Origin of the sequence: Bacteroides sp. AF25-5LB (genome assembly GCF_003602965.1) — a bacterium.
GTDB classification, from domain to species: domain Bacteria; phylum Bacteroidota; class Bacteroidia; order Bacteroidales; family Bacteroidaceae; genus Bacteroides; species Bacteroides uniformis.
The window spans coordinates 440,443-466,601 of sequence record NZ_QTMC01000002.1 but is presented as its reverse complement, the minus strand read 5'-3'; the positions used below and the strand labels follow the sequence as shown (position 1 = coordinate 466,601).

At 40.0% G+C, this 26,159-nt stretch carries 28 protein-coding genes and 3 pseudogenes; 23 read left to right on the top strand and 8 right to left on the bottom strand.

Translation table 11 applies throughout. From position 1 onward, the window contains the following. Window positions 1–698 precede the first annotated feature (698 nt). From DWY57_RS04170 to DWY57_RS04150, 5 genes and pseudogenes are all read right to left on the bottom strand, one after another. Window positions 699–1,298, bottom strand: a complete 600-nt coding sequence (locus tag DWY57_RS04170) for a GNAT family N-acetyltransferase (protein WP_038605937.1) — start codon at window positions 1,296–1,298, stop codon at window positions 699–701. Between the two features lie 5 nt (window positions 1,299–1,303). Beyond that, the gene (locus DWY57_RS20840; protein ID WP_165853585.1) at window positions 1,304–1,471 is read right to left on the bottom strand and encodes a hypothetical protein; all 168 of its coding nucleotides are present in this window, start codon (window positions 1,469–1,471) and stop codon (window positions 1,304–1,306) included. A gap of 33 nt (window positions 1,472–1,504) precedes the next feature. After that, window positions 1,505–1,987 (bottom strand): annotated as a pseudogene (locus tag DWY57_RS04160) (hypothetical protein). Further along, window positions 1,977–3,224, bottom strand: a complete 1,248-nt coding sequence (locus DWY57_RS04155) for a site-specific integrase (protein WP_165853584.1) — start codon at window positions 3,222–3,224, stop codon at window positions 1,977–1,979. Before DWY57_RS04155 ends, DWY57_RS04160 begins: the two are co-directional and overlap by 11 nt. Before the next feature lie 245 nt (window positions 3,225–3,469). Then, window positions 3,470–4,210: pseudogene (locus DWY57_RS04150) on the bottom strand (ATP-binding cassette domain-containing protein); the annotation flags it as partial. Between the two features lie 162 nt (window positions 4,211–4,372). Here DWY57_RS04150 and DWY57_RS04145 point away from each other — a divergent pair. Next, window positions 4,373–4,774, top strand: a complete 402-nt coding sequence (locus tag DWY57_RS04145) for a response regulator (RefSeq protein WP_044468311.1) — start codon at window positions 4,373–4,375, stop codon at window positions 4,772–4,774. Between the two features lie 68 nt (window positions 4,775–4,842). Here the strand turns inward: DWY57_RS04145 and DWY57_RS04140 are convergent, their stop codons facing one another. Further along, a complete protein-coding gene (locus DWY57_RS04140) occupies window positions 4,843–5,673 on the bottom strand; it encodes a hypothetical protein (protein WP_005827058.1) in 831 nt (276 codons plus the stop codon). Between the two features lie 129 nt (window positions 5,674–5,802). Here DWY57_RS04140 and DWY57_RS04135 point away from each other — a divergent pair, with 129 nt between their 5' ends. After that, window positions 5,803–7,233 carry an HD domain-containing protein gene (locus DWY57_RS04135; protein ID WP_008664002.1) on the top strand — a complete coding sequence of 477 codons (1,431 nt, stop codon included), beginning with the start codon at window positions 5,803–5,805 and terminating at the stop codon, window positions 7,231–7,233. A 1-nt stretch (window position 7,234) separates the two neighbouring features. Here the strand turns inward: DWY57_RS04135 and DWY57_RS04130 are convergent, their stop codons facing one another. After that, window positions 7,235–9,487, bottom strand: coding sequence for an inorganic phosphate transporter (locus DWY57_RS04130; protein ID WP_117600080.1), 2,253 nt, complete (start codon window positions 9,485–9,487; stop codon window positions 7,235–7,237). Between the two features lie 186 nt (window positions 9,488–9,673). Between DWY57_RS04130 and DWY57_RS04125 the strand changes: the two genes are divergently transcribed. The 6 genes from DWY57_RS04125 to DWY57_RS04105 all read left to right on the top strand — a co-directional run bounded on the left by DWY57_RS04125 (window position 9,674) and on the right by DWY57_RS04105 (window position 14,691). Next, window positions 9,674–11,488: a tyrosine-type recombinase/integrase gene (locus DWY57_RS04125; protein ID WP_057252992.1), complete on the top strand. Its 1,815-nt coding sequence runs from the start codon at window positions 9,674–9,676 to the stop codon at window positions 11,486–11,488. A 238-nt stretch (window positions 11,489–11,726) separates the two neighbouring features. Continuing rightward, on the top strand, window positions 11,727–11,900 hold the full coding sequence (locus DWY57_RS20835; RefSeq protein ID WP_165853583.1) for a hypothetical protein: 174 nt from the start codon (window positions 11,727–11,729) through the stop codon (window positions 11,898–11,900). Between the two features lie 608 nt (window positions 11,901–12,508). Further along, complete coding sequence (locus tag DWY57_RS04115) at window positions 12,509–12,718, top strand: hypothetical protein (protein WP_057253127.1); 210 nt, start codon at window positions 12,509–12,511, stop codon at window positions 12,716–12,718. Next, window positions 12,705–13,340, top strand: coding sequence for a hypothetical protein (locus DWY57_RS04110; protein WP_119961350.1), 636 nt, complete (start codon window positions 12,705–12,707; stop codon window positions 13,338–13,340). The genes DWY57_RS04115 and DWY57_RS04110 overlap by 14 nt, the downstream gene beginning before the upstream one ends. 378 nt (window positions 13,341–13,718) lie before the next feature. Next, on the top strand, window positions 13,719–13,892 hold the full coding sequence (locus DWY57_RS20830; protein WP_165853582.1) for a hypothetical protein: 174 nt from the start codon (window positions 13,719–13,721) through the stop codon (window positions 13,890–13,892). Between the two features lie 55 nt (window positions 13,893–13,947). After that, window positions 13,948–14,691, top strand: a complete 744-nt coding sequence (locus tag DWY57_RS04105; protein ID WP_133302453.1) for a hypothetical protein — start codon at window positions 13,948–13,950, stop codon at window positions 14,689–14,691. A 43-nt stretch (window positions 14,692–14,734) separates the two neighbouring features. On the opposite strand, the pseudogene DWY57_RS04100 reads toward DWY57_RS04105, so the two are convergent. Then, window positions 14,735–14,947, bottom strand: a pseudogene (locus DWY57_RS04100) (hypothetical protein); the annotation flags it as partial. A gap of 627 nt (window positions 14,948–15,574) precedes the next feature. Between DWY57_RS04100 and DWY57_RS04090 the strand changes: the two are divergent. The 15 genes from DWY57_RS04090 (at window position 15,575) to DWY57_RS04020 (ending at window position 26,099) form a co-directional block, all read left to right on the top strand. Further along, entirely contained in the window at window positions 15,575–16,597 is a 1,023-nt protein-coding gene (locus DWY57_RS04090) for a DUF3871 family protein (RefSeq protein ID WP_119961348.1), read from the top strand. Between the two features lie 48 nt (window positions 16,598–16,645). Then, complete coding sequence (locus DWY57_RS21510) at window positions 16,646–16,768, top strand: hypothetical protein (RefSeq protein ID WP_255342452.1); 123 nt, start codon at window positions 16,646–16,648, stop codon at window positions 16,766–16,768. 75 nt (window positions 16,769–16,843) lie between these two features. Further along, window positions 16,844–17,116, top strand: a complete 273-nt coding sequence (locus tag DWY57_RS04085) for a hypothetical protein (RefSeq protein ID WP_009037602.1) — start codon at window positions 16,844–16,846, stop codon at window positions 17,114–17,116. 156 nt (window positions 17,117–17,272) lie between these two features. Further along, on the top strand, window positions 17,273–17,860 hold the full coding sequence (locus DWY57_RS04080) for a tyrosine-type recombinase/integrase (RefSeq protein ID WP_057254415.1): 588 nt from the start codon (window positions 17,273–17,275) through the stop codon (window positions 17,858–17,860). A 694-nt stretch (window positions 17,861–18,554) separates the two neighbouring features. Then, window positions 18,555–19,205: a hypothetical protein gene (locus DWY57_RS04075; RefSeq protein ID WP_057254408.1), complete on the top strand. Its 651-nt coding sequence runs from the start codon at window positions 18,555–18,557 to the stop codon at window positions 19,203–19,205. Window positions 19,206–19,563: 358 nt separating this feature from the next. Then, entirely contained in the window at window positions 19,564–20,037 is a 474-nt protein-coding gene (locus DWY57_RS04070; protein ID WP_057254406.1) for a hypothetical protein, read from the top strand. 25 nt (window positions 20,038–20,062) lie between these two features. Continuing rightward, window positions 20,063–20,506: a hypothetical protein gene (locus tag DWY57_RS04065; RefSeq protein ID WP_057254404.1), complete on the top strand. Its 444-nt coding sequence runs from the start codon at window positions 20,063–20,065 to the stop codon at window positions 20,504–20,506. Further along, entirely contained in the window at window positions 20,503–20,880 is a 378-nt protein-coding gene (locus DWY57_RS04060) for a hypothetical protein (RefSeq protein WP_057254402.1), read from the top strand. Before DWY57_RS04065 ends, DWY57_RS04060 begins: the two co-directional genes overlap by 4 nt. After that, window positions 20,877–21,881, top strand: coding sequence for a hypothetical protein (locus DWY57_RS04055; protein WP_119961347.1), 1,005 nt, complete (start codon window positions 20,877–20,879; stop codon window positions 21,879–21,881). The genes DWY57_RS04060 and DWY57_RS04055 overlap by 4 nt, the downstream gene beginning before the upstream one ends. A 94-nt stretch (window positions 21,882–21,975) precedes the next feature. Beyond that, window positions 21,976–23,016 carry a penicillin-binding transpeptidase domain-containing protein gene (locus DWY57_RS04050; protein ID WP_081028804.1) on the top strand — a complete coding sequence of 347 codons (1,041 nt, stop codon included), beginning with the start codon at window positions 21,976–21,978 and terminating at the stop codon, window positions 23,014–23,016. A gap of 5 nt (window positions 23,017–23,021) precedes the next feature. After that, window positions 23,022–23,270: a hypothetical protein gene (locus DWY57_RS04045; protein ID WP_057254398.1), complete on the top strand. Its 249-nt coding sequence runs from the start codon at window positions 23,022–23,024 to the stop codon at window positions 23,268–23,270. 174 nt (window positions 23,271–23,444) lie between these two features. Further along, window positions 23,445–24,191, top strand: coding sequence for a hypothetical protein (locus DWY57_RS04040; protein WP_057254396.1), 747 nt, complete (start codon window positions 23,445–23,447; stop codon window positions 24,189–24,191). A 14-nt stretch (window positions 24,192–24,205) separates the two neighbouring features. Further along, on the top strand, window positions 24,206–24,511 hold the full coding sequence (locus DWY57_RS21065) for a hypothetical protein (protein WP_057254394.1): 306 nt from the start codon (window positions 24,206–24,208) through the stop codon (window positions 24,509–24,511). Window positions 24,512–24,819: 308 nt separating this feature from the next. After that, entirely contained in the window at window positions 24,820–25,434 is a 615-nt protein-coding gene (locus DWY57_RS04025; RefSeq protein ID WP_057254390.1) for a hypothetical protein, read from the top strand. Between the two features lie 272 nt (window positions 25,435–25,706). Continuing rightward, window positions 25,707–26,099 (top strand): hypothetical protein, encoded by a 393-nt coding sequence (locus tag DWY57_RS04020; protein ID WP_057254412.1) that lies wholly within the window; start codon window positions 25,707–25,709, stop codon window positions 26,097–26,099. Window positions 26,100–26,159 lie beyond the last annotated feature (60 nt).

Sequence of the window (26,159 nt, the reverse complement as noted above, 5' to 3'; positions counted from 1 at the left end):
AATTTAAAATTCCATGCAGCTTTTCTGTCTTCGGTATGTTTGGAGAAATATTCAAGGATGTGGAATGAGAACGGCAATATGTGATATTGCGGAAGGAACGGATATGGGATTGGAAACAGGAAGCGTGCCCGGGCTTTCATGCGGTTTATACGGCAGTGTTGATTTTGGGGAGGATTACAGGGAAGTGACAGGAAGGTTGGCCGTTCCGGAGAAATTGTATGTGTACGTTGTTCCTTTCGAAATACGGAGTCCTTTAAAATCATGGAAGACCTCATTCGGGAGTGTGTCTCGATATTTGCCTGAGACAAAATTATAAGTCGCCTATTCATGGATAAGTATTTGGAATATATCAACGACATGCTACGATGCGATAAAGAGCATCGGAATGACAGACTGGAACTCGCAATCAGCTGATAATGCGGACTATTCTAAAACAAGTGTGGAAAACTTGAAGACATCCGCCGGAAAACCTTGGAAAAAGAAGAACCGGACAAAGTCTCCGCCTTCAAAATAATGCTCTATTATGCCACAGGTGCGGCATTACTTGTCATTCCGGATTGGCTGCCCGTGAAATGTAACGATAAATCCACCGCCCGCCATCAAGAAAACGGCCGGTGCCATATGGCAGGCAATCGTAGCGGCAGTCCGTCTTGGGAACCCGTTGTCACCCCAAAGGATTTTACTGATATATTATTATGTCAGTCCTTTTTCAAATCAAAATACAGCAAGCGGGTTTTCAAAGGTTCATCTTGCGGAATATCATAATATTGCTTTTCTATCACGTCTGTTTTATAGAGTGGGACGAAACCGTTTCTTTCATAATACCTGAGAATCTTTTCCTCATTGTATGCATCCACCACGATAAAACGGCATCCTGTCTTGTTGTCCTCATGACGGAACCAGTCTTTTATGAAAGCCATCAGTTGCCGTCCTACGTGGCTTGATGTACCCTGATATTCCCGGTTGACACCCAGTCTTCCTATCAGCACGGCCGGATAGCTGCGTCCACGTTTAGGATTTACAATATTGCGTTGCAGCCTGTTTTTATCATTGGGGGATATTAATCTGGTCTTGATACTGTCATTGGACAAGGTAAACAAGGCCACAATACGATGCGGGATTTCAGCCGTCACCCAACAATATGTTTTTCCAAGAAGCTCATCCGCATACAGATCGGCATCATTGAGAAAAAAATCATCAAGGTCATTCTCGCCACAAGTGAAAGGAAGGCAATTCCTCCGTACTTCCTTGTTATAGGCAAGCATGACACAATCATCATATAAAGAAATACCGTCCATTGCTGTTAATTGAACCGGAATGAACGGGATTTCTCCAATACTTTTCGCAACCGTTTCTTTGCCTCCACTGATAACCGGGGGGTTGCCTTTGCGGCGTTCTTGTCTGCACTGCGTACGAAATCTTCCGCCGTAGCGCCCTCCAAAACCGGAATGTTCTTGATAGTTATAGCCATAATATTATTTTTTGCAAAAATACAACTTTGTTGTTATACAGCCAAATAATAGCCCGTCTTCCACTCTTTTTTCCGGAATGTTCCTCCATATCCGGAAAAGTCTGTGCCACGCCGCCTGTTGCGGTAAGCCGTTTCTCCCAAGGAAAGGGCAGGCAATACCGGCGGACGTGGATATGGGCAAAACAACCCGCATATGCAATGCAGAGGGAGCAGGAGAGCCTTCACCACAGCCGGAGAGGAAAGCGGTCTCATGCCGGGGTACGGCATGAAAAGGGGCCCTAGACAGTTCTTTTCCTTGTCGCACATGCACTACGTCGGTCGCAGTTTTCGCCTTCTGAATCCCTCTTACGTCCGTCCCTGCGCTTTCGGAGCGTTTTTCCGGTAGAAAATTTCACCATGCGGAAATTTTCTGCCGGAAACCGGAGGGAAAACGCGGAGTCCCGCAGGGACGGACGAACTTTGATGAGGAAGGGGAAAAATCGTTCCTTTCGTAAATTCCATTTCCTCAGATGGCATCGCATATTTCCTTCTCCATCTTTTCCAGCTTATGGGACAGGATTTCCATGTCGCTGCTGATCTTCTGGTTGGTTATCCGGGCATATATCTGGGTGGTTTTCAAATCCGTATGCCCCAAAAGACGGCTTACGGTCTCGATGGGCACACCGTGCGAGAGCAGCACGGTGGTGGCGTTCGTATGCCGGGCCACATGATAGGTCAGCCGTATCTTGAAACCGCACTGCCTGCCAAGTTCCTTCAATATGGTGTTGCATCTGCCGTTGCTCGGTACCGGAAATACATGGTCGTCCTTGGACAGCCCCTTATACTTCTCTATGATGCGCCTGGGCACGTCCAGCAGGCGGATGTTGGACTCGGTGTTTGTCTTGCGACGGCGGGTGATGATCCAGAGGTTACCGTCGAAGAAGGTCTGGAGCCGGTCGGTCGTCAGTGCCTTCACGTCCGTGTATGCCAGTCCGGTGAACACAGAGAAGATGAAGAGGTCGCGTACCAGTTCGCAGGTCCCGCTTTTCACCGGGGCCTCCATCAGCGTCTGTATCTCACGCTCCGTCAGGTAGCCCCGGTCAACGCTCTCGGGGGAGTTGATGTACCCGGCGAAGGGGTTGAAGGGAAGCGCGCCGCTGTTGCGGGCGATGGAGATGACGTGCTTGAGCCCGATCATGTAACCCCATACGGTATTGGTGCGGCATTTCTTCTCCGTACGCAGGAAATACTCGAAGTTGTTGATGAACGTCAGGTTGAGTTCCTTCAGGGGGATGTCGTCACGGCGGTACACTTTCGGGACGAACTCGCAAAGGTGCCTGTATATGGTACGGTAGCGGTTGTATGTTCCCTGCACGCGGCTGTGTCCCACTTTCTTGATGAACTCCTCATTGTGCTGCTCGAAAAGCTTCAGCAGCGTCTCGCGTTTCACGCCCAGCCCGAGGCAGGTGTCCCTCAGCCTGGCGGCGGTGACATAGCCGTCGGACTGCATCAGTTCCTGATAACGGCGGTTCACGTCCACGCGTATCCGGTCAACCGCCGCATTGATTTTCTGCGCCTCGGCGCTCTTGCCCGTGGCACGTGCCGTTTTCACGTCCCAAAGTTTCGGAGGTACGTCCAGTTTACAACTGAACTGCTTGATTTCACCGTCCACCGTAAGACGGCACATCAGGGGGAGATAGCCGTTGGCTCTCTCGCTGCCCTTCTTCACGTAGAAGAGGATTTTGAAAGTCGATCTGCTCATACTCGTTTTCATACTTTTTTGATCGTTACAAAGTTAATATCAAGCGAGTTGTCTTCAGGTATGAAAAACTGTGCAAATTACTGAAATAGAATCTGTTGTGCCGTTTCTTGTTCCTGTTATATCAGTAACGATATGGGAACTGAAGTCTTTCGCAGCTTTTAGCGGACCTCCTTTTTCAGCTTATGCAGTATTATGAGTTAAACACCTAACTGCTTAATAGACTGCATTTTTGCTGTATTATCATCAACCTTGCTTTTTCTTGCTGCGTTTACTTTATAATCGTATATCCGGCCCATGGTCACTTCGATGGTACGGGTGGTGATGTTGTCCACGAACTTGCGGTCGTGGCTGATGACGATGACAGCCTTTCCGTTGCTGATAAGAAAATCTTCCAGCCATTGTATGGATTCTATGTCCAGATGGTTGGTCGGCTCGTCCAGCAACAGTACGTCGGGCTTCTGCAGCAACAGTTTGGCAAGCTCGATGCGCATGCGCCATCCACCGCTGAAGTCACTGGTCTGGCGGTTGAAGTCTTCGCGTACGAACCCCAGTCCGAGCAGTGCTTTTTCCACATCCTCCTCGTAATTGGTGGAGTCGATGGCATAGAACTTTTCGCTCAAGGCGGAGACGTTCTCGATAAGTTCCATGTAACTGTCGCTTTCGTAGTCGGTACGCGTTTCCAGTTCCTTGTTGAGGCGCTCTATCTCGGCTTCCATTTCATGCAGGTGGGCAAAGGCCTGTGCTGCTTCCTGGAATACGGTACGGCCGTCTTCCGTCATAAGGTGCTGCGGAAGGTAAGCTATGACACTGTCTTTGGGGGCTGAGATTTTTCCACGGGTAGGCTGTCTTACACCTGCCAGGATTTTCAATAATGTACTTTTCCCCGCTCCATTTTTACCCATCAGGGCGATGCGGTCTTTCTCGTTGATAACGAAAGATATATCACTGAATAAAGTTGTGCCGCCAAATTCCACGGCCAGTCCGTCTATAGAAATCATTATATGTTTTTTTAATGAGCTGCAAAGATAGTGCAAATTGAGTGCAGAATTTTCATGCTTGCATGAAAAAGTTATGCCGGGATGCAGCTTATCTTATTTAAAGATAGTGCAAATCTATTATTTTTTATATCTTTGCCCCTATATAAACAAAACGCATAGGTCATGGAAATAGAAAAAGTGTCAGGAGATTACCGTCCGCTTATTCTGGTTGCGGAAGATGATGATAGTAACTTTAAACTGATAAAGGCTATCATCGGCAAGAAATGCGAGATACTATGGGCAAAGAATGGTGAGGAGATTGTAAATTTGTTCGAAGAGAATCGCGACAAGGCGGAAGCTATTCTGATGGATATAAAAATGCCTATTATGAACGGGCTGGATGCTACGGTGATTATTCGCAAGAAGGATAAGGAACTTCCCATCATCATGCAGACCGCTTACGCCTTTACTGCCGACCGCGAAAAAGCCTTGGAGTGTGGAGCCTCGGAAGTGTTGGTAAAACCCATCACTCTGTCTGCTTTGCGTACATGTCTAAGCCGTTATTTACCCAAATTGGTTTGGTAAGGCTTTACTGATAATAAAAAGGGAACCGGACGACTAAGTAATGAATATTATCATCCGGTTCCCTTTTTTTATTCTTGTGCATTGTCTTTTCTCTCTTCCATCTTCTTTTTTACAAATTCGATTTTGAGATTGGCTTCTTCCATATTCTTCTTTATTTCCGTCATGGATGACAGCAGTTGTGCCAGTTCGTAGACGCTGGCAAGGGCCTGGCGATCGGCGGCAGTCATGGTGATGGAATAGGGGCGTTCCCCTTGATAGTTGACTTTGATATTCTTGTCCTTGTTCAGATAAAGGAACCCCATGACGTTTCCGTCTTCTCCCAGTTTGAAGTCTGCCTTTTCAATCTTTTCACCGAGGTCAGTGGTTTCGTAGCTGTCTTTGGCGGCGGGTGTTTCGGCAAAGCTACCATCGGGAGCAGTGACTTTGACGGCCACATGGTGGATATTATGGGCTCCGCAATAAATGGAAGTCATGCTCATGACTCCGTTTTCGTCTACCTGGAAGCGAAGGAAAGAGCGATGCAGATTTTTTTCTATCACTTGGGAAGGATGAAGGTAATTGCCGATATTCTGGTATTCGGCATCTTTTTCAAAAGTGTATTTCCCTTTGATTGCATCGAAATCCTTTTGCTTGGCTTGAAGCATACTGTCCAGATAGACCAGGCTCTTTTCCTGCTCTTTCAGTTCCACTTCCTGCATCAGGCCGATGCCTGCACGGCGAGTTTCAAACGCTTTGGGATAGAGCATCTTGATGCTGTCAATCAGAATCTTCGCTTCATTGTAGTTGCCGAGTTCAAACGCTTCGCGGGCAGCTTGTAGTTTTTCACCGGCCTTCTTCTCCACATCTTCGCAAGAGAAGAGTGTACAGCATAGGCATGCAAGGAGTATTACTTTTTTCATATTTGTTGTTCTTGGAGTTAGAGTCCACAAAAATAGAAATAATATCTTTATCTTTGCAGCATTTTAATGTGCAAATGTGCTAATAGACCATTAACACATTTGCGTATTCATTACATTAGCGCATTATTTATGATAGATTTGACGGCAGAAGAACTGAAGCAATATTTTAGTGATGATATATTCAAGCGGATATCCGAAACGGCTGATGAATTGGGATTGGAATGTTACGTAGTCGGTGGATATGTACGTGATATTTTCCTGCAACGTCCTTCCAAGGATATTGATGTGGTGGTGGTAGGCAGTGGCATTGCCATGGCCGAGGCGCTGGGTAAGCGTCTGGGGCGTGGGGCGCATGTTTCCGTCTTCAAGAATTTCGGTACGGCACAATTGAAGTACTATGGTACGGAAGTTGAGTTTGTGGGTGCAAGAAAAGAATCGTATACACACGATTCCCGCAAGCCTATTGTAGAGGACGGTACATTGGAGGATGACCAGAACCGCCGTGATTTTACCATCAATGCACTGGCTGTTTGCCTGAACCGGGTGCGTTATGGCGAGTTGGTCGACCCCTTTGGCGGTATTGGAGACTTGAAGGAAAAGACCATCCGGACTCCCCTCGACCCTGATATAACTTTCAGTGATGACCCTTTGCGCATGATGCGCTGTGTCCGTTTTGCCACCCAGCTGGGATTCTATATTGACGATGAGACATTCGATTCTCTGGAGCGTAATCGCGAACGCATCTCCATCATCTCCAAAGAACGCATTGCAGACGAACTGAACAAAATCATCTTGTCACCTATTCCGTCTAAGGGATTCATTGAGCTGGACCGCTGTGGTCTGCTGGAACTGATATTCCCGGAACTTGTCAGGCTGCAAGGCGTGGAGACGCGTAATGGACGCGCCCATAAGGACAATTTCTACCATACGCTCGAAGTACTCGACAACATCAGCAAGAAGACCGACAACCTTTGGCTACGCTGGGCAGCTCTTCTGCATGATATAGCCAAGCCTGCCACCAAGCGTTGGGAACCCCGTGCGGGCTGGACGTTCCATAACCATAATTTCATTGGCGAGAAGATGATACCCGATATTTTCCGCAAGATGAAGCTCCCTATGAATGAGAAGATGAAATATGTGCAGAAAATGGTGAGCCTGCACATGCGTCCCATTGTGATAGCGGATGATGTAGTGACCGACTCGGCAGTGCGTCGCCTCTTGTTTGAGGCAGGTGATGATATAGACGACCTGATGACACTGTGCGAAGCCGATATTACTTCCAAGAATATGGAGCGTAAGAAACGTTTCCTTAATAATTTTCAGTTGGTACGCCAGAAGCTGAAGGATTTGGAGGAACGCGACCGTATCCGTAATTTCCAGCCTCCGGTCAGTGGTGAAGAAATCATGAAGACTTTCGGCCTTTCTCCTTGCCAGCAGGTAGGTGCCTTGAAGAGTGCCATTAAGGATGCCATTTTGGACGGCATCATTCCCAATGAATACGAAGCCGCCCGTGCATTTATGTTGCAACGGGCGGAGAAGATGGGGCTTAAGGAGTTATAACTCATAACTCTTCTTTTTCTGCCTGGAACTTGCGGCTTACTTTCATCAGGTTGATGGTGTAGGTCACTATGTTTTGGGCTTCTTGTATCATAGTTAGGTATACCATGCTGACTTTGATGCTGCCGCTCTGACTTTGGATGCGTTGCAGCTCTTCTCGTTTCAGGTGAGACAACTGGCCGTTGAGGTCGTTGGCTTTGCGAATCTCTGTTTCCAGTTCATCATAATTGTTCGTTTCCAGCTTGTGGCGGCATACTTGCAACAGATAGCAGATGTCTTCGGCTACGTCTGTAAATTCTCCTTTCTGAATGGCATCCAGCGGATTGAAGTTATTGTCTATGTGCTCCAAGCAAGGTTCGCAAAGACGGCCTACGCTGTACACCAGTTCGCTGGCAAAGTCGTTGCCTTGATAGTAATAGAGTCCTTTTTCCAGTACGGTATTGTTGTCGAGGCGGCACATGGCAAGTGTTCCGGTACGCTTCATCTGCTTGATGAGTTGTTTTTCGAATTTTACTGAGCCCATGGCACGACGCAGTCCGCGTAGATTCTCGTGTAGGAAGGAAGTGACGGTACGTTCAAAATTCTCTTCTGTGAATTCCATAATCTTCACCAGTTCTTCACGGGTATGCTTGCGGAGTAATTCGATGACTTCGCTGTTGTCCGTGCTCTTCATCAACTGTTTTAGGGTCTCGTTGCCTTTTTCTTTCTCTTTGCGCTTCTTGTACATCACTTGGCTACGAATCAGCATGAAGACTGCCAGACCAATCAGTGCCAGGATGGCAACCGTACCGCCGAAATGGATAATTAATGCCACGAAAAAACAGATGGTGAACGCTGCTCCGGCAGTGATGAACCAACCGCCGATAACGCTGAGCACACCCGTAATGCGGAATACCGCCGAATCACGTCCCCAGGCACGGTCGGCAAGCGATGTACCCATGGCTACCATAAAGGTGACATAAGTGGTGGAAAGGGGGAGTTTCAAGGAAGTTCCCAAGGCGATGAGCAGACCAGCCAATACGAGATTGACGGAAGCGCGAACCAAGTCAAAAGCGGCGCCGTCGGCTATGATGGCTTCATCCTTCTGGAAGCGTGTATTCATCCACCGCTTGCTGCTTTCGGGCATTGTTTTGGATATTCCGTTAGCCAGGGTCATGCTGAAGCGTACCAGCGTGCGGGCTATCGGGGTACTTCCGAAGTTCTCTTCACCGTCATCCTGACGGGCAAGGTCCACGGAAGTTTTGATGACGTTGTGGGCTTTCTTGGATGTGCAGAGTGCATAGACCATGATAGCGCCTGCACCGATAAGGAAATACCACGGGGTTTTGGCTGCACCGAGGAGTGAGGACATCAGGAATCCGTCGGGGCCGGCGGCCGTACCATTGGCTGTATAGTCAATAAATGAGGAATATCCTGCGAGGGGAACACCGATAAAGTTCACCAAGTCATTGCCGGCAAAGGCGAGGGCGAGGGCGAAAGTACCCATCAGAACCACTACTTTGAAGACGTTTATCTTGCACCAATGCAGTATCTGCATCAGTATGGTGAAGAATACAAAGAAACCGGTTATCAGCAATGCGGTATTGTCGTGTATCCATTGCTTATTTTCAGGAGTCATGAATGAACTGTCTTTCAGCCCCTTTATCAGCATGAAGTAGATGATGCTGGTGGCAGCTATACCACCGAACAGCGCGATGCTGTATTTCATGTTCTTCTTGTAGTTGAAGGTGAACACGATACGTGCCAGCCACTGTACCAGCATACCGAAGAAGAAGGCAATGGCTACGGATACAAAAATGGCCATGATGACAGACAGCGCCTTGTCTGTATTGATGAGGTCGCCCAGTCCCAATGTATCGCTGTTATAGACCTTGATGAGCGCCAGTGCGAACGTACCTCCCAGCAGCTCGAACACCATGGATACAGTGGTGGAGGTAGGCATTCCCATAGTGTTGAAGACATCTAATAGCACGACGTCCGTCAACATGACGGCAAGCAGAATGCACATGATTTCGGCAAAGTAGAAGTGCTCCGGTTGATAGATGCCGTGTCGTGCAATGTCCATCATGCCATTGCTGAGTGCCGCACCGATGAAGACGCCAATGCCTGCAATGAACAGTATGGTTTTGAAAGATGCTGCCTTTGCTCCGACAGCCGACTGAAGAAAATTGACCGCATCATTACTGACACCTACCACGAGGTCGAAAATCGCAAGTACGAACAGAAAGATGACGATACCCAGATAAATTGTTTCCATAGACATGTATTTTATTTCCGGCTGCAAAGGAAAGAGTTTGGTGTTGCAGGGAAATGTCATACATGTTACAGAAGTGTTACAAATGTTTCTGAGATGGCTTGTAAGTGACCATATTAGACTGAAATACTCTATTTAACCAGAAAAAGTAATCATTAATTCTAATCATAAAGTTTAATAATAAAGGGTATGGATGAGCAGATATTTTTAGATTTTAAGTTGAATTTTAATTTGTGTAGCTCAAAGCTAGATAGACCAACTCTTGTTTATGCAGTTGTTTATTTTAGGGGTAAACAATATAAGATTAGTACTGGTGTGAAAGTATATCCAAATCAATGGAACAAACGAAAGCAGATTGCAATGGTTAGTACTGGTTTTACAAAGTTGGATAATCGTAATAATAGCATTGTGAATAGTAAACTTCAAGAGATTTTATATCGTTTTGAGCAAAGTAAATTATACCTTTGTGACAATGTAGAACAGATTGGCTGTTTATATTATATATTGAAACGGTATATTAATCCTAATATGAAAGATAGAAGTGTTAAAATGAAAATAGAAGAAGTTGGTACTGTTATACTTTCTAGATATGCTGAAAAAAAAGGGCGAGGGTATGATGGAGCAGTTAGTAATTTGAAGAAGTATCTAAAAGAGAAAGAAAGAAGTGATACTTTGGAGAATATAAATAAAAAATTATTAGAAGATTACCAAGAATATTTGTGTAGTACTCCAACTAAAGGGAATGTGGTAAGAACGTATAATACAATAAAGGATACGTTGATGAAGCTAAGAACTTTGCTTAAAATGGCACATGAGGATACTAATATTACGTTTGACTATTATAAAAATGAGATTGATAAATTTAAGATTATACAAAGTGAATTGAGTAGGAAAGAAAAGAAGAGCAAACAAGTACCGTTAACGGAAGAGCAAGTAGAGATTTTGTATAAATTAAAGTTATCTGGCATAGAAGAAGAGGTTAGAGATGTGTTTGTGTGTCAATGCTTATTGGGGCAACGCATTGGTGATATGCCTAGATTATTTAGGGGGGATTATACTATAATTGACAATAATACAGTTACTATTCCAGTACAGAAAACCAATGAGGATGCTACTATTTATTTATTCCCAATAGCAAAAGAATTATTGAGTAAATATCGTGAAAGGGGCTTTAGACATTTACAAATTCCAGCAACAGAGGAAGAATGCAAAAAAAGTAGAATGGTAGATGTCCTAAATAGTATAATAAAGAAGATTTGTAAAGATGCAGGCTTTGATAGTGGTGTCACTTATAAAGAGCAAAGGGGAACTGAGAAACTAACTTTGACAAAGAAATTGTATGAATTAATTCATACCCATATTGCAAGGCATACTTTTATAACAATAATGTGTAATATGGGCATTCCTAAAGAGACTGTTATTATTGCAACAGCCCACGAAGACACCAAAATGATAGATGAGGTTTATTTACATCAATCTGCCCAAGACAATGCGATGAAATTAGCTGCTGCCATTGAGGAAAAAGCCAGAGGTAGTATTTTTAATACTGGTGAAACATTTCCAATCAATAAAGTAGAGCATACTATGAATGTTCCAATAGGAATTACTTTTGAAACCTTGCTGGACACTCAATTTTTTGCATCCAAAATCAATAAGGCTGTTGAACTACAATCACAAGTAGGTCACTTGAAGGATGGGAAACTATGTAGCTATGACAATGAAATTGCGTCCCTTATAAGCGAGATAGAAAAGTTCTCCCAATCTTCCACTTCTGATTCTGATGTGGCAAAACAATATGTGAAACAGTTATCTGTTGGGAAGCTGTCAGACCTGCATGAGTGTTTTAGGGAAATGATTATCAAGTGCATTAAGATTGGTATCAGTAAGGATGCAATTATGCAGTTTATCAATAAGGCTTTGGAAATAGGCTTGTTGGATAATGAAAGATTCATCAATATAAAAGAAATTACTACAGCCTTATTGGATAAAAGAAATCAAGACTGACAAGTTTTTTATGAAATTAGGATTTCTGGTAAGGCTGAACAGCATATTCTCCCCGAACAGCTCCGGTTATGGGGAGAATTTTTGCTTTATTGCCCCCTCAACCCAAATATTCCACAATTTCTACTTGTCGTTTGGTGATGCAGTCGGGACTTTATACCTTTGCACTGTGATTGAAAGTCAGAAATGACCGAGTTCCTCGTCACCCAGATTCACCACTACAAACCTAAATCCACTTCAAATGAAAGAACTGACCTACGCTGACATTCGTAAAATGGCACTGGAGCACGGTATCAAGGACACAAGGCTGCACATTGGGCTTTGGGCTTCTGACCGATACATCAAGAAACGAAAAATGATTCAAGGCAAGATGTACATGGTTTACCTGCCGTATCACAAACCGGAGCAGGAATAGTTTTCAAGTTCCAAACTTACTTCCAAGCTATCAGAAGAGGACATATCCTCACTCCATGAAGCTCCCTACACGAAGTTTTAAGAAAGTTGTCAAAGTGTTTTGGCACCTCACCAAAGTGCAGTATCTTTGCAACATCAACATGAGATAAGGGCGGTATCACTGAAACCACTGAATTACCGACTTGAGGCACATCTGAAATCTACTATTTGAATTTACGCCACTCACCGCACACAGATTCATTCTTTATGTATCTAATTTTATGAATTTATGGCAATGAACATGCTATTTGTAAGTTCAAGCTACTTCCTAAGAAACATTCCAGTAGCAATTTTAAACAAGAGAGAGATTATCAAACTCAAAATGCAGCGGTACAAGGACGTAAAGGTTTACCTCTACAGTTTCGTGCTGCCAGACTATATGTCAGATGAATATGTATCAGAGCAACTGGACGCACTTGCATCGCATCAGCTATTTCCGTATTTCATAGTGTCTATAGCTAATACGACCATTTGTAACCCAAGACTTGTCGCCAATACCATGAATGGCATAGTGCACGTAGTCTTATGCTTTGAGCATGAATCCAAAACTACGAATAATTGAATAACATTATGAATGACAAGCAGGAACTTACATTCAAGCAACTACGTGAGCTTGCACTAGCCCACCATGTAAAGGACAGCAAGACTGTTATTGGAATATGGGCTAAGCTGAACGGCTATTCCAAGAGACGCAAGCAGAAAGATAACAAGGTTTACACCGTTTACATCAAGATGAGCAATGATAAATCCAATAAAACTAACAACTATGAGAACGCATAGACTACCAGAATTAATCAAGTACATTGACGTTAGAGGCGTTAACAAATCAATAATTGAATTTAAGGCAAATCTAGACAAACTGAACGACTTCTTTAGTATATTTCCCAAGTGGGGAATTTCTGTAACAATTAAACTGCTTAAAGAGTTAAAGAATGATTCTGAAGCCATGTGTAACAAATATTTCAGTATCATATCAGAAAGAATCTTGAATGAACTTTCTGCACGACCAGACGGTCTGGATATCGAAAGTTACAAGAAAGAGATTCGCCAATTGGAAGCTTGTTTTGATGGTATAAGACATCACATGGAAGATGAGCATTTCGGATTCTTCATTCATGAAGGATTGAACGAGGACATGTTTCATGTTTTAAATAATAAAGTTTATGGAAACCTAAACACAATGTACTTCTATATCAACGAAAATTCACGCTATGCAGAATGTGGAGATGAATCTTTTATTTTAAATAAATTGCAGGACATCTGTCACGAACTGAACGAACTCAGACAGTATGACATTTTGAATGCGTTACCAAAATTGATAAAGGATAGTCCCAACGAGGGATATGTAGTTGACGCAAACGCTTTCGACGAATGTATGGATAAGGTATTGTATAAGAGATGACAATAAAATGTATAAGGGAGGACTGTGCAAACGGTTCTCCCTTTTCGTGTTCATACCCACCAGACATATATCCCCAACTGTATATGTAACCAAGTTCAATAGCCTGCCGCCATGCGAGCCAAGAACAGAAGTGATAAATACAGATGTACATCTAGTCTGGAATTTACCTATTCCCTATTTTGAGACTCCAATAAGTATTCCCGATTTTAATACTGGGACACTCCCTAAAATGATACCCTAGTAACATACCTATTATATAACATACCTTATATATGAAAAATGAAGTTCCTGCGGAACTACAATTTTCTGGAACGGGAGTTACAGATAATTCCACTAATCAGATGAATGACAACCAATCAATTCTAACGCTAAAGCAGTATGATATGGTATAAACCAGACAACATTATTTTTAAGAACAGAAAGGAAGCCAAGAAGTATTTTGGAACTAATAAATATTACAAGATTGAACGGGAGAAGAAAGATATAATATTTATAGACGACCACAAATCCATAGCTACTGATGGGGGCAATCAGACAGACATTGATAAGTAAGGATATTATCAGTTTCAAGAAGACACTGAACGCTTATATCTATTCCATTATAAAAATGAACAGCAATTATTATAACGGGGTATCAGAAATCACCTATCCTAAAATAGCTGGACTGTCAAATATATCAGAGGGCATTATAAAGACACATCTAAGTGAGAAGGATGAGAAGGGGAAGTTTGTTTTTAAGGACAATCCACTATTTCTAGGCTGGGAATATTTCTATGTTAACGGTAAAACCCATATCAGATATAAAATGAATACCAAGCCAGAGAACTATTTCATATTGAGGAATGACTTTATTCTGGATAAGAATCTAACCCCTAAAGAAAAAGACTTCTTGCTAAAGTTCATGGCTATTTGTACTAATAACACACATTACTTAAAAGCAAGCAAACAAGACATTAAAGATAAAATAGGAGTAGGTAAAAACAGCACTGTAATTGACAGCCTCATCAATAAAGGGTATATAGTTCTTATTAATGGATATTATATTGCCAGATGCAAAGACATGCCATTATCCAGAGACTTGGAAAGAGCCAATATCTACCAGACAATAGAGGACTTCTGTATAGGACACGGAGTTATACCACCAGCCTATGACAGAAAGAAAATAAATCTTATTCTTACTAAATACACTACTGTTGGCAAAAGCAACCGTCAAGACTTCAAACAGACACTAATTAAGAAATGCAAGCATATAGAGCAAGGGAATTATCAGTATTTATTAACTGCACTAGGTCTATATAAGAAGGAGATTAAACCATATCCCCAACCAGAAAAATTTGAAATCATATTATAAAGGAAAGCTCCAGACTGGCAGATAAGGTCTGGGGCTTTTTTGTGTCATTCTCACCGCCTCTATCCATATAAGTAATGTTGAGGTGTGACAAGTCAATCCATAGACCGTTGTCATTGGCAAATTTTATCAGTTCTTCCGTTTGCCTTCCCTTATAGCCCTCTGTTGGTTCAGTTTCTCCTGCTACCTCCTTACATCTTCCAATGATGCAGGCTGCCTGCTCCAAGAGGCTATTGATTGGCGTGTTCGCTCTATCCATTGCTTGTGAAATTCATTGATATAGTCCATAACCGCATAATCATGAGGTTATGCAAATGTAGTCGATTCTTCTGGAATTGGCAAGCCAAATGCCCAACTCAAAAATATAGGTACTTAAAATCACACCCCTCCCCCTTTAGTTCTGGGAAGTGTTTCCATATAAGGTACAGAGCTATATAGGGTGGAATTACTGGCAGTAGAAAAATGGCTGGCATGTATATCCATATCTGGTGTATGTCTTAAGCGCTTCTTTACTGTTACCTTTAACTCCCCTCACCGTATCTTTAGGGGAAATGAACACCAGATGCGAAATCACCTTCCAGCCCCGAACGCTTGAAATTCTGTAACAGCCATTACGGGCAGATACAGATTTATTACAGAGATGCACATGCGTACAAGGCTGGGAGGCTTTTTGTTTCTGGCTATCATTCCCTTTCAATTCAATCATTACTAACCAATAAATTATCGCTTATGGAAGATTTGAAGGCAATTCTGACGGTTGGTGCAATACTCGTTGTACCGTTCATTGCAGCACCAAAGGTAATGTTTGCCATAGTGCTGTACATTATCGTTTATATGGCATTCAGATGGAGAAATTTCTAATTATCAACTTAATAATTTACAGATTATGGAAGCATTACAGATTATGCCAGTCATGGCACAGAGAAGGAACAGCAATTTAGGAGAATTTGCAGAGGATGCAACGGTAGTTGTGGAAGAGATTACAAAGCCCAGGAAGGTGAACCATTTCATTGAGGCTAATTCCGTAGAGGTGAGTTTGGAGCACTTGAAGAATGACTGTGTGATACCAGTATTCAGCAAGGATAATGAACTTACCATTTCACACAACGCATTCATTGAAACGGTCTGGGAAGCTGCCAGTTCATTCTATAGCGGTGAACGGATAGAGCAACCAGACATAAGGTGCAGCCATGTGATAAAAGGGAGACGTCCAGAAGCCATCAACAAGCCCAAGAACCTGCTGACGGAAGCTGACACGACCCAGTATTATGAAAGGTGCGCTTTTGCCATAGACATACCATCCATCTATGAGGAAGTGGCTGGGAATAGGCTCAACCTTTCCATTGTGGGGGTACGTGCATTGAATAGGGAGAACCTTGCTACCAAGAAAAGTCCAGAATTATTCAGACTGGCGGTATCGTTCAAGAATACCGTATGCTGTAACATGTGCGTGTTTACAGACGGATATAAGGATGATATAAAGGTAATGGGCACAAAGGAACTGTTCAAGGCTACATTGGAACTGCTTAATAATTTCAATGCAGCCAAGAATATCCACATGATGCAGAGTTTAGGCGATACCTGCCTAAATGAGCACCAGTTTGTGACCTTACTTGGCAGGATGCGACTTTATCAGTGCTTGCCACAAGGCTATCAGAAAGCTATCCCCAGAATGCTACTTACTGATACGCAGATAAACAGTGTAGCTAAAGCGTATATCAATGACGATAACTTTGGCAGTCTGGGCAGTGACCTATCCATGTGGAAGTTCTACAACCTGCTTACTGGCAGCAACAAGAGCAGCTACATAGACAGCTTTCTGGATAGAGCCTACAACGCTACAGAACTGGCAACGGGTATTGCATCCGCTCTGCATGGTGATGAAAGATACAGTTGGTTTCTTTCTTAGCTGTATCTGGAATTATATCCTATTACTGGTTTCTCAAAACTGGAGATTATGCTACGGAATTTATTCTATGTGTTACTGGCGACTTTGGTATTCTTCATTGCAATGGCATTGTTTCCATTTATAGCGGTGGGATATATCCTGCTGCTGGGCTACGCCATTGTTAAAGGATAGCTTGGTATGGAGGACATCTATATAACAAGGTATAGGTGCTCTTTTTATTTATAAACCTCTTAAATATTAAAAGATATGGTAATAGAAGACAGTCGCGAATACAAGGCAGCGCAAGAACTTGAAAGAGCCTTGAACGATTATAGTTGGAATCCTAAAAGGTTTGCAGAGAGTACGAGGTATTATCACCGTACACTACAGCAGGAGCTTATGAGAACCATTGTGGCAATCATTCAAATGGTTGGTGATGAAAGCTATGGTACAGACCTTAGAAATCAAGCCTCACATGAACTTTGCAAAAAGATTATTGAGAGCGGTGCATTGGATGAAGCCTATTTGCCGTTCATATAGGCTTGAACGTAACAAAGGACATCATTAACTTGGTGTCCTTTATTTATTATATTCACTTCTATTATTAGTGAATGTTCCTCTGGTTATCAGCAAGTTGGATATTCCAACTTAAAAATGATATTCACTTTTATTCATTTACATATAAAATTGAACATTATGAGTTTAAAATATTCAAGCACTACAGCAGATTATCTGCAATGGAGCGAAGCAATGAACTTGATAAGGAAGTTAGCCAAAGACGGGAATTATAAAATCTCGCTTCTTGTTGCTCTGGGCTGTTTCACTGGTCTAAGAATATCTGACATTCTGGCTTTACACTGGAAGCAGATACTAAATACCAGTGAATTTACAGTGATAGAGAAAAAGACAGATAAGGTAAGAACTATTAGGATAAACGCCCAACTTGGGCAGCACATTAAAGAGTGCTATGAACAGATAAAGCCTATAGGGATTAACGCACCTATTTTAGTGAGCCAGAAAGGGACTGTTTTCACTATCCAAAGAATCAATGTGATACTAAAAGAGGTGAAAAAGAAGTATAAATTAAAGGTCAAGAACTTTAGTTGTCATTCACTTAGAAAGACTTTTGGCAGGCAAGTTTATAACATGAATAGTGACAATTCAGAACTTGCCCTAGTAAAACTCATGGAACTGTTCAATCACAGTTCTGTAGCCATTACTAAAAGATACTTAGGTTTGAGGCAGGAAGAACTACTTAATACTTATGACTGCCTTAGCTTTTAACACACAAGTTTAGTTCTAATACAAACGCTTTTCGTATATTTGTGCCGTTCCAGTAATGGAATAACATATTTATTTAACGAAAGGCGTTTTGCATTATCCTTGTCTCTAAAGTTCGCCAAAATTTTACACTACGAGGATATGCACAACGCCCATACTTGGCTATATACCTGCTTTCTGGCAGTATATCATAGTCTAGGTGTGGGCAACTTGTGTGTATTTGTAGTGTGGGTGTTTGGCGATACCTAGAGACAGATATGCTGATAGTTCCCACACCTTTCTTGTATGTAGAAATTGCATCTTTGGGAACTGGATGTACAATTAAATGCAAGAATTATGAAACACATATCATTACAGTTGTCTCCAACCTTGTTTGTACTTTGCATGGCAGGTGAAATGTTAAATCCTTTACAAATTCATAGATTAGGCATTTTTATCTAAAAATCTTTGTGCAGGAATGTAATTTAATTAATATCTTTGAAAGCAAATAAGAAGGCATTGCATTAGCCTTTTTCATAGAGGCTATTTCAGTCCTCCAGTGTCTTGAATACTATGTGAAACAGCTTCTGAAAGGGGACAAGGAAGTAGAAATTAACATTTAGAGGGAAGGAGGTTATTTTACTAATCTGTAAATGGGACTGCTACCATAAAGCAGAAAGACTGTTCATTTAATAGCAACATAATTTTTTAATAAGATATGATAAAGGAGACAGATATTACTGCAATTTCAGCTTTCTTGCAGCAGTTTGCCACCAAGCAGGAAGATAGGGAAAGATTACAATCATTGCTGATTGCATTTGGTTATAAACTTCCTATGTCCCAAGCTACATGTAACAATATGAATCAAATCCTTTTGGGTTTAGGTCAAGAAACAAAAAAGGATATGGCAAATGTACTGTTCTGCTATTTAACTGGTATGGGACAAACTATTACAGACGTGTTCTCTACCATAGAGAATATGAAAACTGCAATGGCTAAAATTAAGTTGGCAGGAATGACTACAGTACAAGATGATGTCATATTCCATCTTACAGAGAAAACCATCGAACTTTTTGGCAGGCAGAAGTTATCAATAGACAGTTCTGCATATCCAGAATATATAGATTGTATTGTAGAGCAAGATTTCTATAATAGTAGCCATATTAAAATAAATGGAGATACCTTCACGCAAGACAGAACCATTATTCTGGAAATAGACGATATGGTAATGAGGAATAGGTTTGGAGAGAATGCCTATTCAGATACTACGGTAAAGAAATGCCTGCAATTCATTTTTGGAAGTTATCTTGGCAAGGCTGATATGCAGATATTTGAAGGAATTCTGATAGAAGCAAGTATTAACATTTAATCTTTAATAACAATGAGTGATTTAGACAATCAAGGGTGTGGACTATCCACAATATTAGGAGGCATAATCTTCCTTGTTATTCTTTACCTTTTAAGAGCATGTCATAATTTTTTTGAATTGTTTAGTGTTTAGTTGGCTTTTGTATTATGAAATGGATTCGTTTTTTTCTTATAATAGGATTTGGGATAGGTCTGTTTCTACTAGTAGGAATGGGACTTATGTGGTTGCTATATTCATATTTCGATTAAGTAATATGAGACAAATACTGGATATTGTCAATAAGTTACATTTATTGTCAAGTTTCTCTTTATATGTTATGATAGGAGATAAAAATATTAATAAATAAGCGAATAAAACTATGTACCTTAAACTAATGGTTGTTTTAAAAGGCAATGAAGTGGTTATTAATCTGGAAGAAGGAGAAGTTGCCAATTGTGTTGTAACGTCACGTTTCAGACATCCGGACTTTTTGCCTAGAAAGAATATATTGGTAGGTATTCCACTTACTAATACCCAAGAGTTTATAAAAGATATTAGTCAGCAGGTTACTTTCTTGAATGAAAAGCAAGGGGATGTAACAGCCATGACAATTCTGGACGCAATATTTAATTCATGCCAAAGGCATATAAGACAATATTATAGGCTTATAGATACGGATATGTACACCTATATTGATGCGGCTATGCACATTATGGATGCCTGCCACTTCTTGAACGAAAAGCAAATGCTGGAATATTATCAATTCTGTGCTTCCCGAACTATTAATAAGTTTTCCTATGCCTTATGGCTCAATACTGGTGATGGATTAGTAAAACTAACTGATTTGAAATAAATTTAAGTATAAATATTTTAATACGATGACAGACTTTTATAAGAATTTAATGAACAGTATCAATTCTGAAAAGGAAAGAAACGCCAAAATGATGGGAGCGTTAAGAATTGAGGATAAAGCTGCAATTTTACAGCTTGTATGCCAATTGATTATTTCCGCGGATGGCGGTATGATAGAAGAAAGGGACGATTGTGTGGTAGATTATGTTCTGAAAGAGTTAGGATATGATACAGACACTAGCTCTGGGGCAACGGACGGCAATTTATTATGGAATCGTGCTACTGAATTCAACCCATTTGAAGCATTCCAGATAGTATCAGAACTTGATAGGGATGTGAAAAATATGGTTAAGACCATATTACTGCAAATTTGTAAAATGGGAGGCAATTTTGTAAATAGAGTGGATATTGCCCAACAGATATTTCAAAGAACAAATATTGAATATTATCCAGTAGACTTGACATTATGATAACACGGGCAGAAGCTCAACAAATAACCGTTTCTTCTTATAATGACTTATGTAATAGGCATGGAGGAACGGTTAGAGGAAATGATACTATCTCTGATATAGTGAATGTTGGATGTCACTACCTCTTGTCCCATTACAAGGATATTGTACAAACTGCTGATAAAGACGAAGTATATGATTTGGTTCCTCTGAACTATAATTATATGGCAGAAGCAAAAATTATAGCAGGGGCAATGAAACAATGGTTGCCAGATTTATTGACTCAACAACATATTGATGGTGTTGCTTCCATGATTATCCTCAATATAGGTTGGTCTGGAATGTGGAATTTTTTATGCGATTATTTTAAGCAAGAGCATGATAGAGTAATATGAAAACATTCTTACTGGACAGCTTTAACAGATATAAAAGATTTAGTGAGGAATTGGATGTTAGGACTATATTGTGTAATAAGCCTTGGCTGATATTCAATGATTGTGGGGACAAGGAATTATATGTTTTTCAAGAAGACGGTTCTCTCATTGCATCAGTAAATGGTAATGTTACCAATGCTAAATGGCAATATATACCTGCCAATAAATCTCTTGTTGTTTCTTTCAAGGAACAATCATATATGTTTCATCCTTCGTTTATTAATAACGTCATATTCGCTTTACAGCAAGATGGCACAGAAAGGTTTGCCTTTATGATAAGTGAAGAGCAAAGTGAATCTTTTTATCCTAAATCTCTTAAAGAGCTGAATAACTATTTTGAAGGAATAGAACGTAAAAGAAACGAAGCGAAAGAACAAGAGAAAAGATGGCTGATTGAACAGCAACAGAAAGAGCAGCAACGAATGGAGGAAGAGAATAAAAGACAGCAACAATATCGTATAGAGCAGGAAAGACAACGACAAGAGGAAGCTAGAAGAGCAGAGGAGGAGCGAAGAAGAGAAGAAGAAAAACTTGCAGAAATCAAGAAAGAGAATGATATATTAAAACAATACAAATTATTTTTGGCTGCAAAAGTTTTAGGCTATAATTTAATAGGAATTATAACTGTAACACTCACAATTTTAACATATAATAGCGCCACTGACGGGGTTTGGGTTATTGTTCCTCTTATAGTTTTCTGTATATCATATTATCTTCATAAAGCAATTATTTCATGGCTACGGAGAAGAATAATATCTAATCATTTACAAACTAAAAAGAAGAAAAAAGAAAAGGAAGATAGAAAGAGAGAAGAAGAATGGGGAAGGTATATAAAGCAGAGAGACCAAAGAGATTTTGAACAAATTGAAAAGCATAGAATGGAAAGAGAAAGACAAGAAAAAAGAATGAGAAGAAAAAATTATAAAATTACGAGGTGGCTTAATAAAATGCTTTTGAAGTGATTGAATTAAATGAGGTGAAATCAACAATTAGAATCACTTTAAGACTTGTTTGGAATAACATACCCGTCTATAAAATCATTTTAATAAATGGAGAATGAAAATATTTAGAATATTAATAGTATTGATGGCATTGGTTTCTGGATTTTATGCTTGTGTAAATAAAGAAAACGAAACTAGAGATAATGCCATTGACAGTACATTACAGACCAGTGCTACTGCCATACTGGAAAGCAAGTTGTCTGAACTTAATGCCCAATCTGGGCAGGTAATTGTTATGGAAGTCCAGACTGGGCAAATAAAGGCTCTGGTTGGACTTGAAAGGAAAGACAGTGCAGACTACCAACCATGCGAGAACTTCTCTGTACAACAGCCTACTGGCTTGATGCAGGGTGTTTCGCTATTGGCTGCACTGGAAACTGGAAAGGTGAAAATGAGTGATAGGGTGAATGTTGGCAATGGCATTTATGTCTGTAAGGGAGATACTGTTTTCGACCATAACTGGCATAGAGGCGGCTATGGTGAAATTACGGTAAAGCAAGGACTGGCTAGTGGTTCAAACATTGCTACAGTCAAGACTATGGAGAATGCTTTTGGTAACAATGCACAAGCATACTTTGATGTATTGTCAAAAATGAGCTATGGCAAGCCAGACAGTATCAATGGCATTCTGCAACCTTATAGGATTACAGAAAGAAATATCACTTGGAACTGCATAGGATATGGACAGTCTGTTTCTCCTATTCAAGTCCTTACATTCTACAATGCTATCGCCAATAACGGGAAAATGGTGCAGCCTCAACTATACAAGGACAGTGTAGTGATTATCAATCCCCAGATAGCAGATAAGGCTAATATCGACAGCTTGAAACTGGCACTGGCATATAATGTAACAGACGGACTGGGGCAACCTGCCAAATCAGATAAGACTACCGTAGCAGGAAAACAAGGTACTATCATAGTCTCTACAGATAATGGCAATACGATGTATGCAGTGGAGTTCTGTGGTTACTTCCCTACTGACAATCCCAAGTATAGTATTATTGTTTCCATTAACAAGACTGGTTTGCCTGCTAGTGGTGGACTGATGGCAGGTGATGTATTTAGAAAGATAGTTAATAGCATCATTGAAAAATAATCATTATGATAAACAAAATAGTATATATAGTAATGGATTGCTACTGGGGACCAAGAGAGCCAATAACAATTACAAGTGATAATAAAAATTTAGAAACACTAATAGATAAATTTAGGCAGTTTCCTGTTACAGCAACTGGTTATACTTATGTGGAACTTTATGATGGAGATAACTTGGTAGAAAAACTTACTTCACAATATTTCTTGAATGAGCAAGAGATTGCTATATATAAAGATTTGAAGAATGATATTTGACTGTTTGGGATATTAATAGGATAATAATATCTTTGGGAAGATAGAAGAATAATCTATTACCTTATGTATATTAAAGAAATAACCTAATGAAAGAGATACAGAACTGCATTGAAAATGTTTTAATCTCTGTATTGATAATGTAGAATAGCATGTAAGAATGGTATAAGTATTAAAATGGATGTGGAAACTTTTAAAAAAACATTATCAGATATTGGAGAAAGGTTTATATATGCTACAGTACGAGGACTAAACTGGTTCTTTGCTCAAATGCTAGTATTGTTTGTATTAGGAACTGTTTCATATATTACTGGAATACTGTTTGTTGATGTGGATTCTATGACTTTAAAATGGTATTGTCTATGGATTCTTCTGGCTTCTAGCATGTTTACATTCGTATATACAATAATGTTCAACTGGTTCTATGAGTTTGTACCAATAAAGCATTTCATTAAAAGTTTTTGGATACCTTATTTGATATATATATTGTTTTGGAGTGTTGCTATAGATGATATACAAGGCAAATTGCTAGCTTATTTAATGCCTTTATATGGTATGTGTTTTACCTATATCATATGGAAACTGACGAAACGATTTAAGGAATTATCAATAGCATTTTCTCGCATAAAGGAAGTGCTAGGTGAAATAACATTAAGGAAAGCGCTATTTGCCCAAACTCTTGGTGTCTTATTGATAGGATTAATGGAATACTTTAATATTCATCCTATATCTGCTTTGCTTGAAGGAACTGATAAATGGGATTTTACTTCTGAATTTATTTGGATGCTACTGGTTGTGTGTCCTGCAATATATGCCATATATCATAAAGTCAAGAAAGTATGGTTGCCAATATCTATAGCTATGTTTCCTTTCATTTTGATAGGAGTATTGGCTATGGTTATATTTGTAAAGGACTTTGTTTAATTACAAAAAAATAAATGAGACGTGATATTGTCAAATACTTTACAGATTGGAAAACTGTATATCTCATTTGGATAGTATGCAGTTGGTTACTTACTAATAAACCGTCACCCAACTATTACGGTTATCTATTTGAGGAATACGAGTTGGCATGGTGGATTATTGGTTGTATTATCACACTGATTGCGGTCTGGCATTTATACAAAAAAAACTGGATGCAGGCAACCTTATTGTTTTTGCTATTTGCAGTGCCTAAGTTCCTTGTGTATATAGGTAATATGGAAATAGTAAGTGAATCCATCTTTGAAGTATTGGGTATATGAAATATCTAAAACAGATAGAATATTCTATACTGGCTGCCATGACATTCAGTTTGATTAGAACGTTTGTTCACAGTCTGATAAGCGAACAGAATAGATACAGTCGTATATACCAAGCTGTTTTTAAAAGACGGTTAGACTATATTGACAACCTTGAAACTTGGATTTGTGCTGCTAGTATGATGATACTTCTTGTACCATTGATTTACAAATTGGTAAATAAGGAATGGAAGGATGCAGGGGTGCTACTGTTATTTTCATTGCTACTTATACCGTGGGTATTTAATGCCTACTGCATTAAATAAAAAAATATGGGAGAAATAAAACAATATGAATGTCCTAAATGCGGCTACACAACACCAATACTGCATTTTGGTTGTGGGTTCAGAGACTATTACGAAGTTTATGTTTGTAAGACTTGTCAAACAATACAGAGTTCTTTGGTTGCAACAGAGGATTGTATGTCTGAGTTTGATGAAGAAAGTGAACTTGATAATGTTAACCTAGTAACAGTCTATGGTGAGGATTACAACAATAAGGAATTGGTAGAATATAGCAAAAGAGAGAAAGCTAAAAAGTGCAATCACTGTTCATCACAAGTTATTTCTGAAATTCCATATCAAATAGAAATAGACTTTCAGAATTTGACAGATATTGATAAGAGATTACCACACATGAAGTACTATACAACTTCAAAAGACATTGTTAGAATGATAAGAAGAGGTAAGAAGCAAATTATTCATTGTAATGATTGTAACAATGATGTGACTTATAATAGTTTTGTGGATGATTTTAATATCAAATGTGTTCATTGTGGTAGTATTCAATTAGAAGTTTGGGATGAAAAGCATTGTCCTAAATGTGGTGAAGAAATGGTATGGGGTGGAGACTGGGGAAGGAATATCCTTGAAGCAATTTGGGATTAATATTAACAGATAAACATCTCATATATCCATTAATAGGAACTACATTAATGAAAGAAATGAATTATGATAAGAATGACAAGTAATGATTATTATGACTTCTTGGAGAAGGTTTTAGAGAGATACGAAGAGTTATCAGAGAAAGTATATTTTATAGGGGAAATAGAAAAAAGTTCTCTATCTTTATAGAGACCAATTAACATGTTTGGATTATGCTCAAATGGTTTAATAAGAAGAAAGCAGAAGTTCTTAAAAGTGAAAAGCCACATACCATTATTAAATGTGGCATTACCCCTACATACATAAAAGTACTAAAGGAAAACGAGGTATTTGTATTTGGAAGTAACTTGCAAGGCATACACGGTGGCGGTGCAGCACGAATTGCCAGAGAATGTTTTGGCGCAATCATGGGGCAAGGTGTAGGTCTACAAGGACAGTCTTATGCCATACCTACTATGCAAGGTGGAGTGAAAACAATAAAACCGTATGTTGATGAATTTATAAAGTTTGCTCAAATTCATACAGAATTTCATTTTTTGGTAACAAGGATTGGCTGTGGCATTGCAGGCTTTAGGGATGAAGACATTGCACCATTGTTTGAGAATGCCATAAATCTATCTAATATAAGTTTGCCAAAAGAATTTGTTGATATTATTATTACATCCTAATAATCTAAGTTTATTGGTATATAGTTATTATGTTTATAAAGCAAAGTTTGTAATTATGCG

Bases quoted from the DNA above. Each gene is read 5' to 3' on its own strand.
- DWY57_RS04170 (WP_038605937.1), bottom strand. From the start codon at position 1,298: ATGGACGGTATTTCTTTATATGATGATTGTGTCATGCTTGCCTATAAC.
- DWY57_RS20840 (WP_165853585.1), bottom strand. From the start codon at position 1,471: ATGGCTATAACTATCAAGAACATTCCGGTTTTGGAGGGCGCTACGGCG.
- DWY57_RS04155 (WP_165853584.1), bottom strand. From the start codon at position 3,224: ATGAAAACGAGTATGAGCAGATCGACTTTCAAAATCCTCTTCTACGTG.
- DWY57_RS04145 (WP_044468311.1), top strand. From the start codon at position 4,373: ATGGAAATAGAAAAAGTGTCAGGAGATTACCGTCCGCTTATTCTGGTT.
- DWY57_RS04140 (WP_005827058.1), bottom strand. From the start codon at position 5,673: ATGAAAAAAGTAATACTCCTTGCATGCCTATGCTGTACACTCTTCTCT.
- DWY57_RS04135 (WP_008664002.1), top strand. From the start codon at position 5,803: ATGATAGATTTGACGGCAGAAGAACTGAAGCAATATTTTAGTGATGAT.
- DWY57_RS04130 (WP_117600080.1), bottom strand. From the start codon at position 9,487: ATGGAAACAATTTATCTGGGTATCGTCATCTTTCTGTTCGTACTTGCG.
- DWY57_RS04125 (WP_057252992.1), top strand. From the start codon at position 9,674: ATGGATGAGCAGATATTTTTAGATTTTAAGTTGAATTTTAATTTGTGT.
- DWY57_RS20835 (WP_165853583.1), top strand. From the start codon at position 11,727: ATGAAAGAACTGACCTACGCTGACATTCGTAAAATGGCACTGGAGCAC.
- DWY57_RS04115 (WP_057253127.1), top strand. From the start codon at position 12,509: ATGAATGACAAGCAGGAACTTACATTCAAGCAACTACGTGAGCTTGCA.
- DWY57_RS04110 (WP_119961350.1), top strand. From the start codon at position 12,705: ATGAGAACGCATAGACTACCAGAATTAATCAAGTACATTGACGTTAGA.
- DWY57_RS20830 (WP_165853582.1), top strand. From the start codon at position 13,719: ATGATATGGTATAAACCAGACAACATTATTTTTAAGAACAGAAAGGAA.
- DWY57_RS04105 (WP_133302453.1), top strand. From the start codon at position 13,948: ATGAACAGCAATTATTATAACGGGGTATCAGAAATCACCTATCCTAAA.
- DWY57_RS04090 (WP_119961348.1), top strand. From the start codon at position 15,575: ATGGAAGCATTACAGATTATGCCAGTCATGGCACAGAGAAGGAACAGC.
- DWY57_RS21510 (WP_255342452.1), top strand. From the start codon at position 16,646: ATGCTACGGAATTTATTCTATGTGTTACTGGCGACTTTGGTATTCTTC.
- DWY57_RS04085 (WP_009037602.1), top strand. From the start codon at position 16,844: ATGGTAATAGAAGACAGTCGCGAATACAAGGCAGCGCAAGAACTTGAA.
- DWY57_RS04080 (WP_057254415.1), top strand. From the start codon at position 17,273: ATGAGTTTAAAATATTCAAGCACTACAGCAGATTATCTGCAATGGAGC.
- DWY57_RS04075 (WP_057254408.1), top strand. From the start codon at position 18,555: ATGATAAAGGAGACAGATATTACTGCAATTTCAGCTTTCTTGCAGCAG.
- DWY57_RS04070 (WP_057254406.1), top strand. From the start codon at position 19,564: ATGTACCTTAAACTAATGGTTGTTTTAAAAGGCAATGAAGTGGTTATT.
- DWY57_RS04065 (WP_057254404.1), top strand. From the start codon at position 20,063: ATGACAGACTTTTATAAGAATTTAATGAACAGTATCAATTCTGAAAAG.
- DWY57_RS04060 (WP_057254402.1), top strand. From the start codon at position 20,503: ATGATAACACGGGCAGAAGCTCAACAAATAACCGTTTCTTCTTATAAT.
- DWY57_RS04055 (WP_119961347.1), top strand. From the start codon at position 20,877: ATGAAAACATTCTTACTGGACAGCTTTAACAGATATAAAAGATTTAGT.
- DWY57_RS04050 (WP_081028804.1), top strand. From the start codon at position 21,976: ATGAAAATATTTAGAATATTAATAGTATTGATGGCATTGGTTTCTGGA.
- DWY57_RS04045 (WP_057254398.1), top strand. From the start codon at position 23,022: ATGATAAACAAAATAGTATATATAGTAATGGATTGCTACTGGGGACCA.
- DWY57_RS04040 (WP_057254396.1), top strand. From the start codon at position 23,445: ATGGATGTGGAAACTTTTAAAAAAACATTATCAGATATTGGAGAAAGG.
- DWY57_RS21065 (WP_057254394.1), top strand. From the start codon at position 24,206: ATGAGACGTGATATTGTCAAATACTTTACAGATTGGAAAACTGTATAT.
- DWY57_RS04025 (WP_057254390.1), top strand. From the start codon at position 24,820: ATGGGAGAAATAAAACAATATGAATGTCCTAAATGCGGCTACACAACA.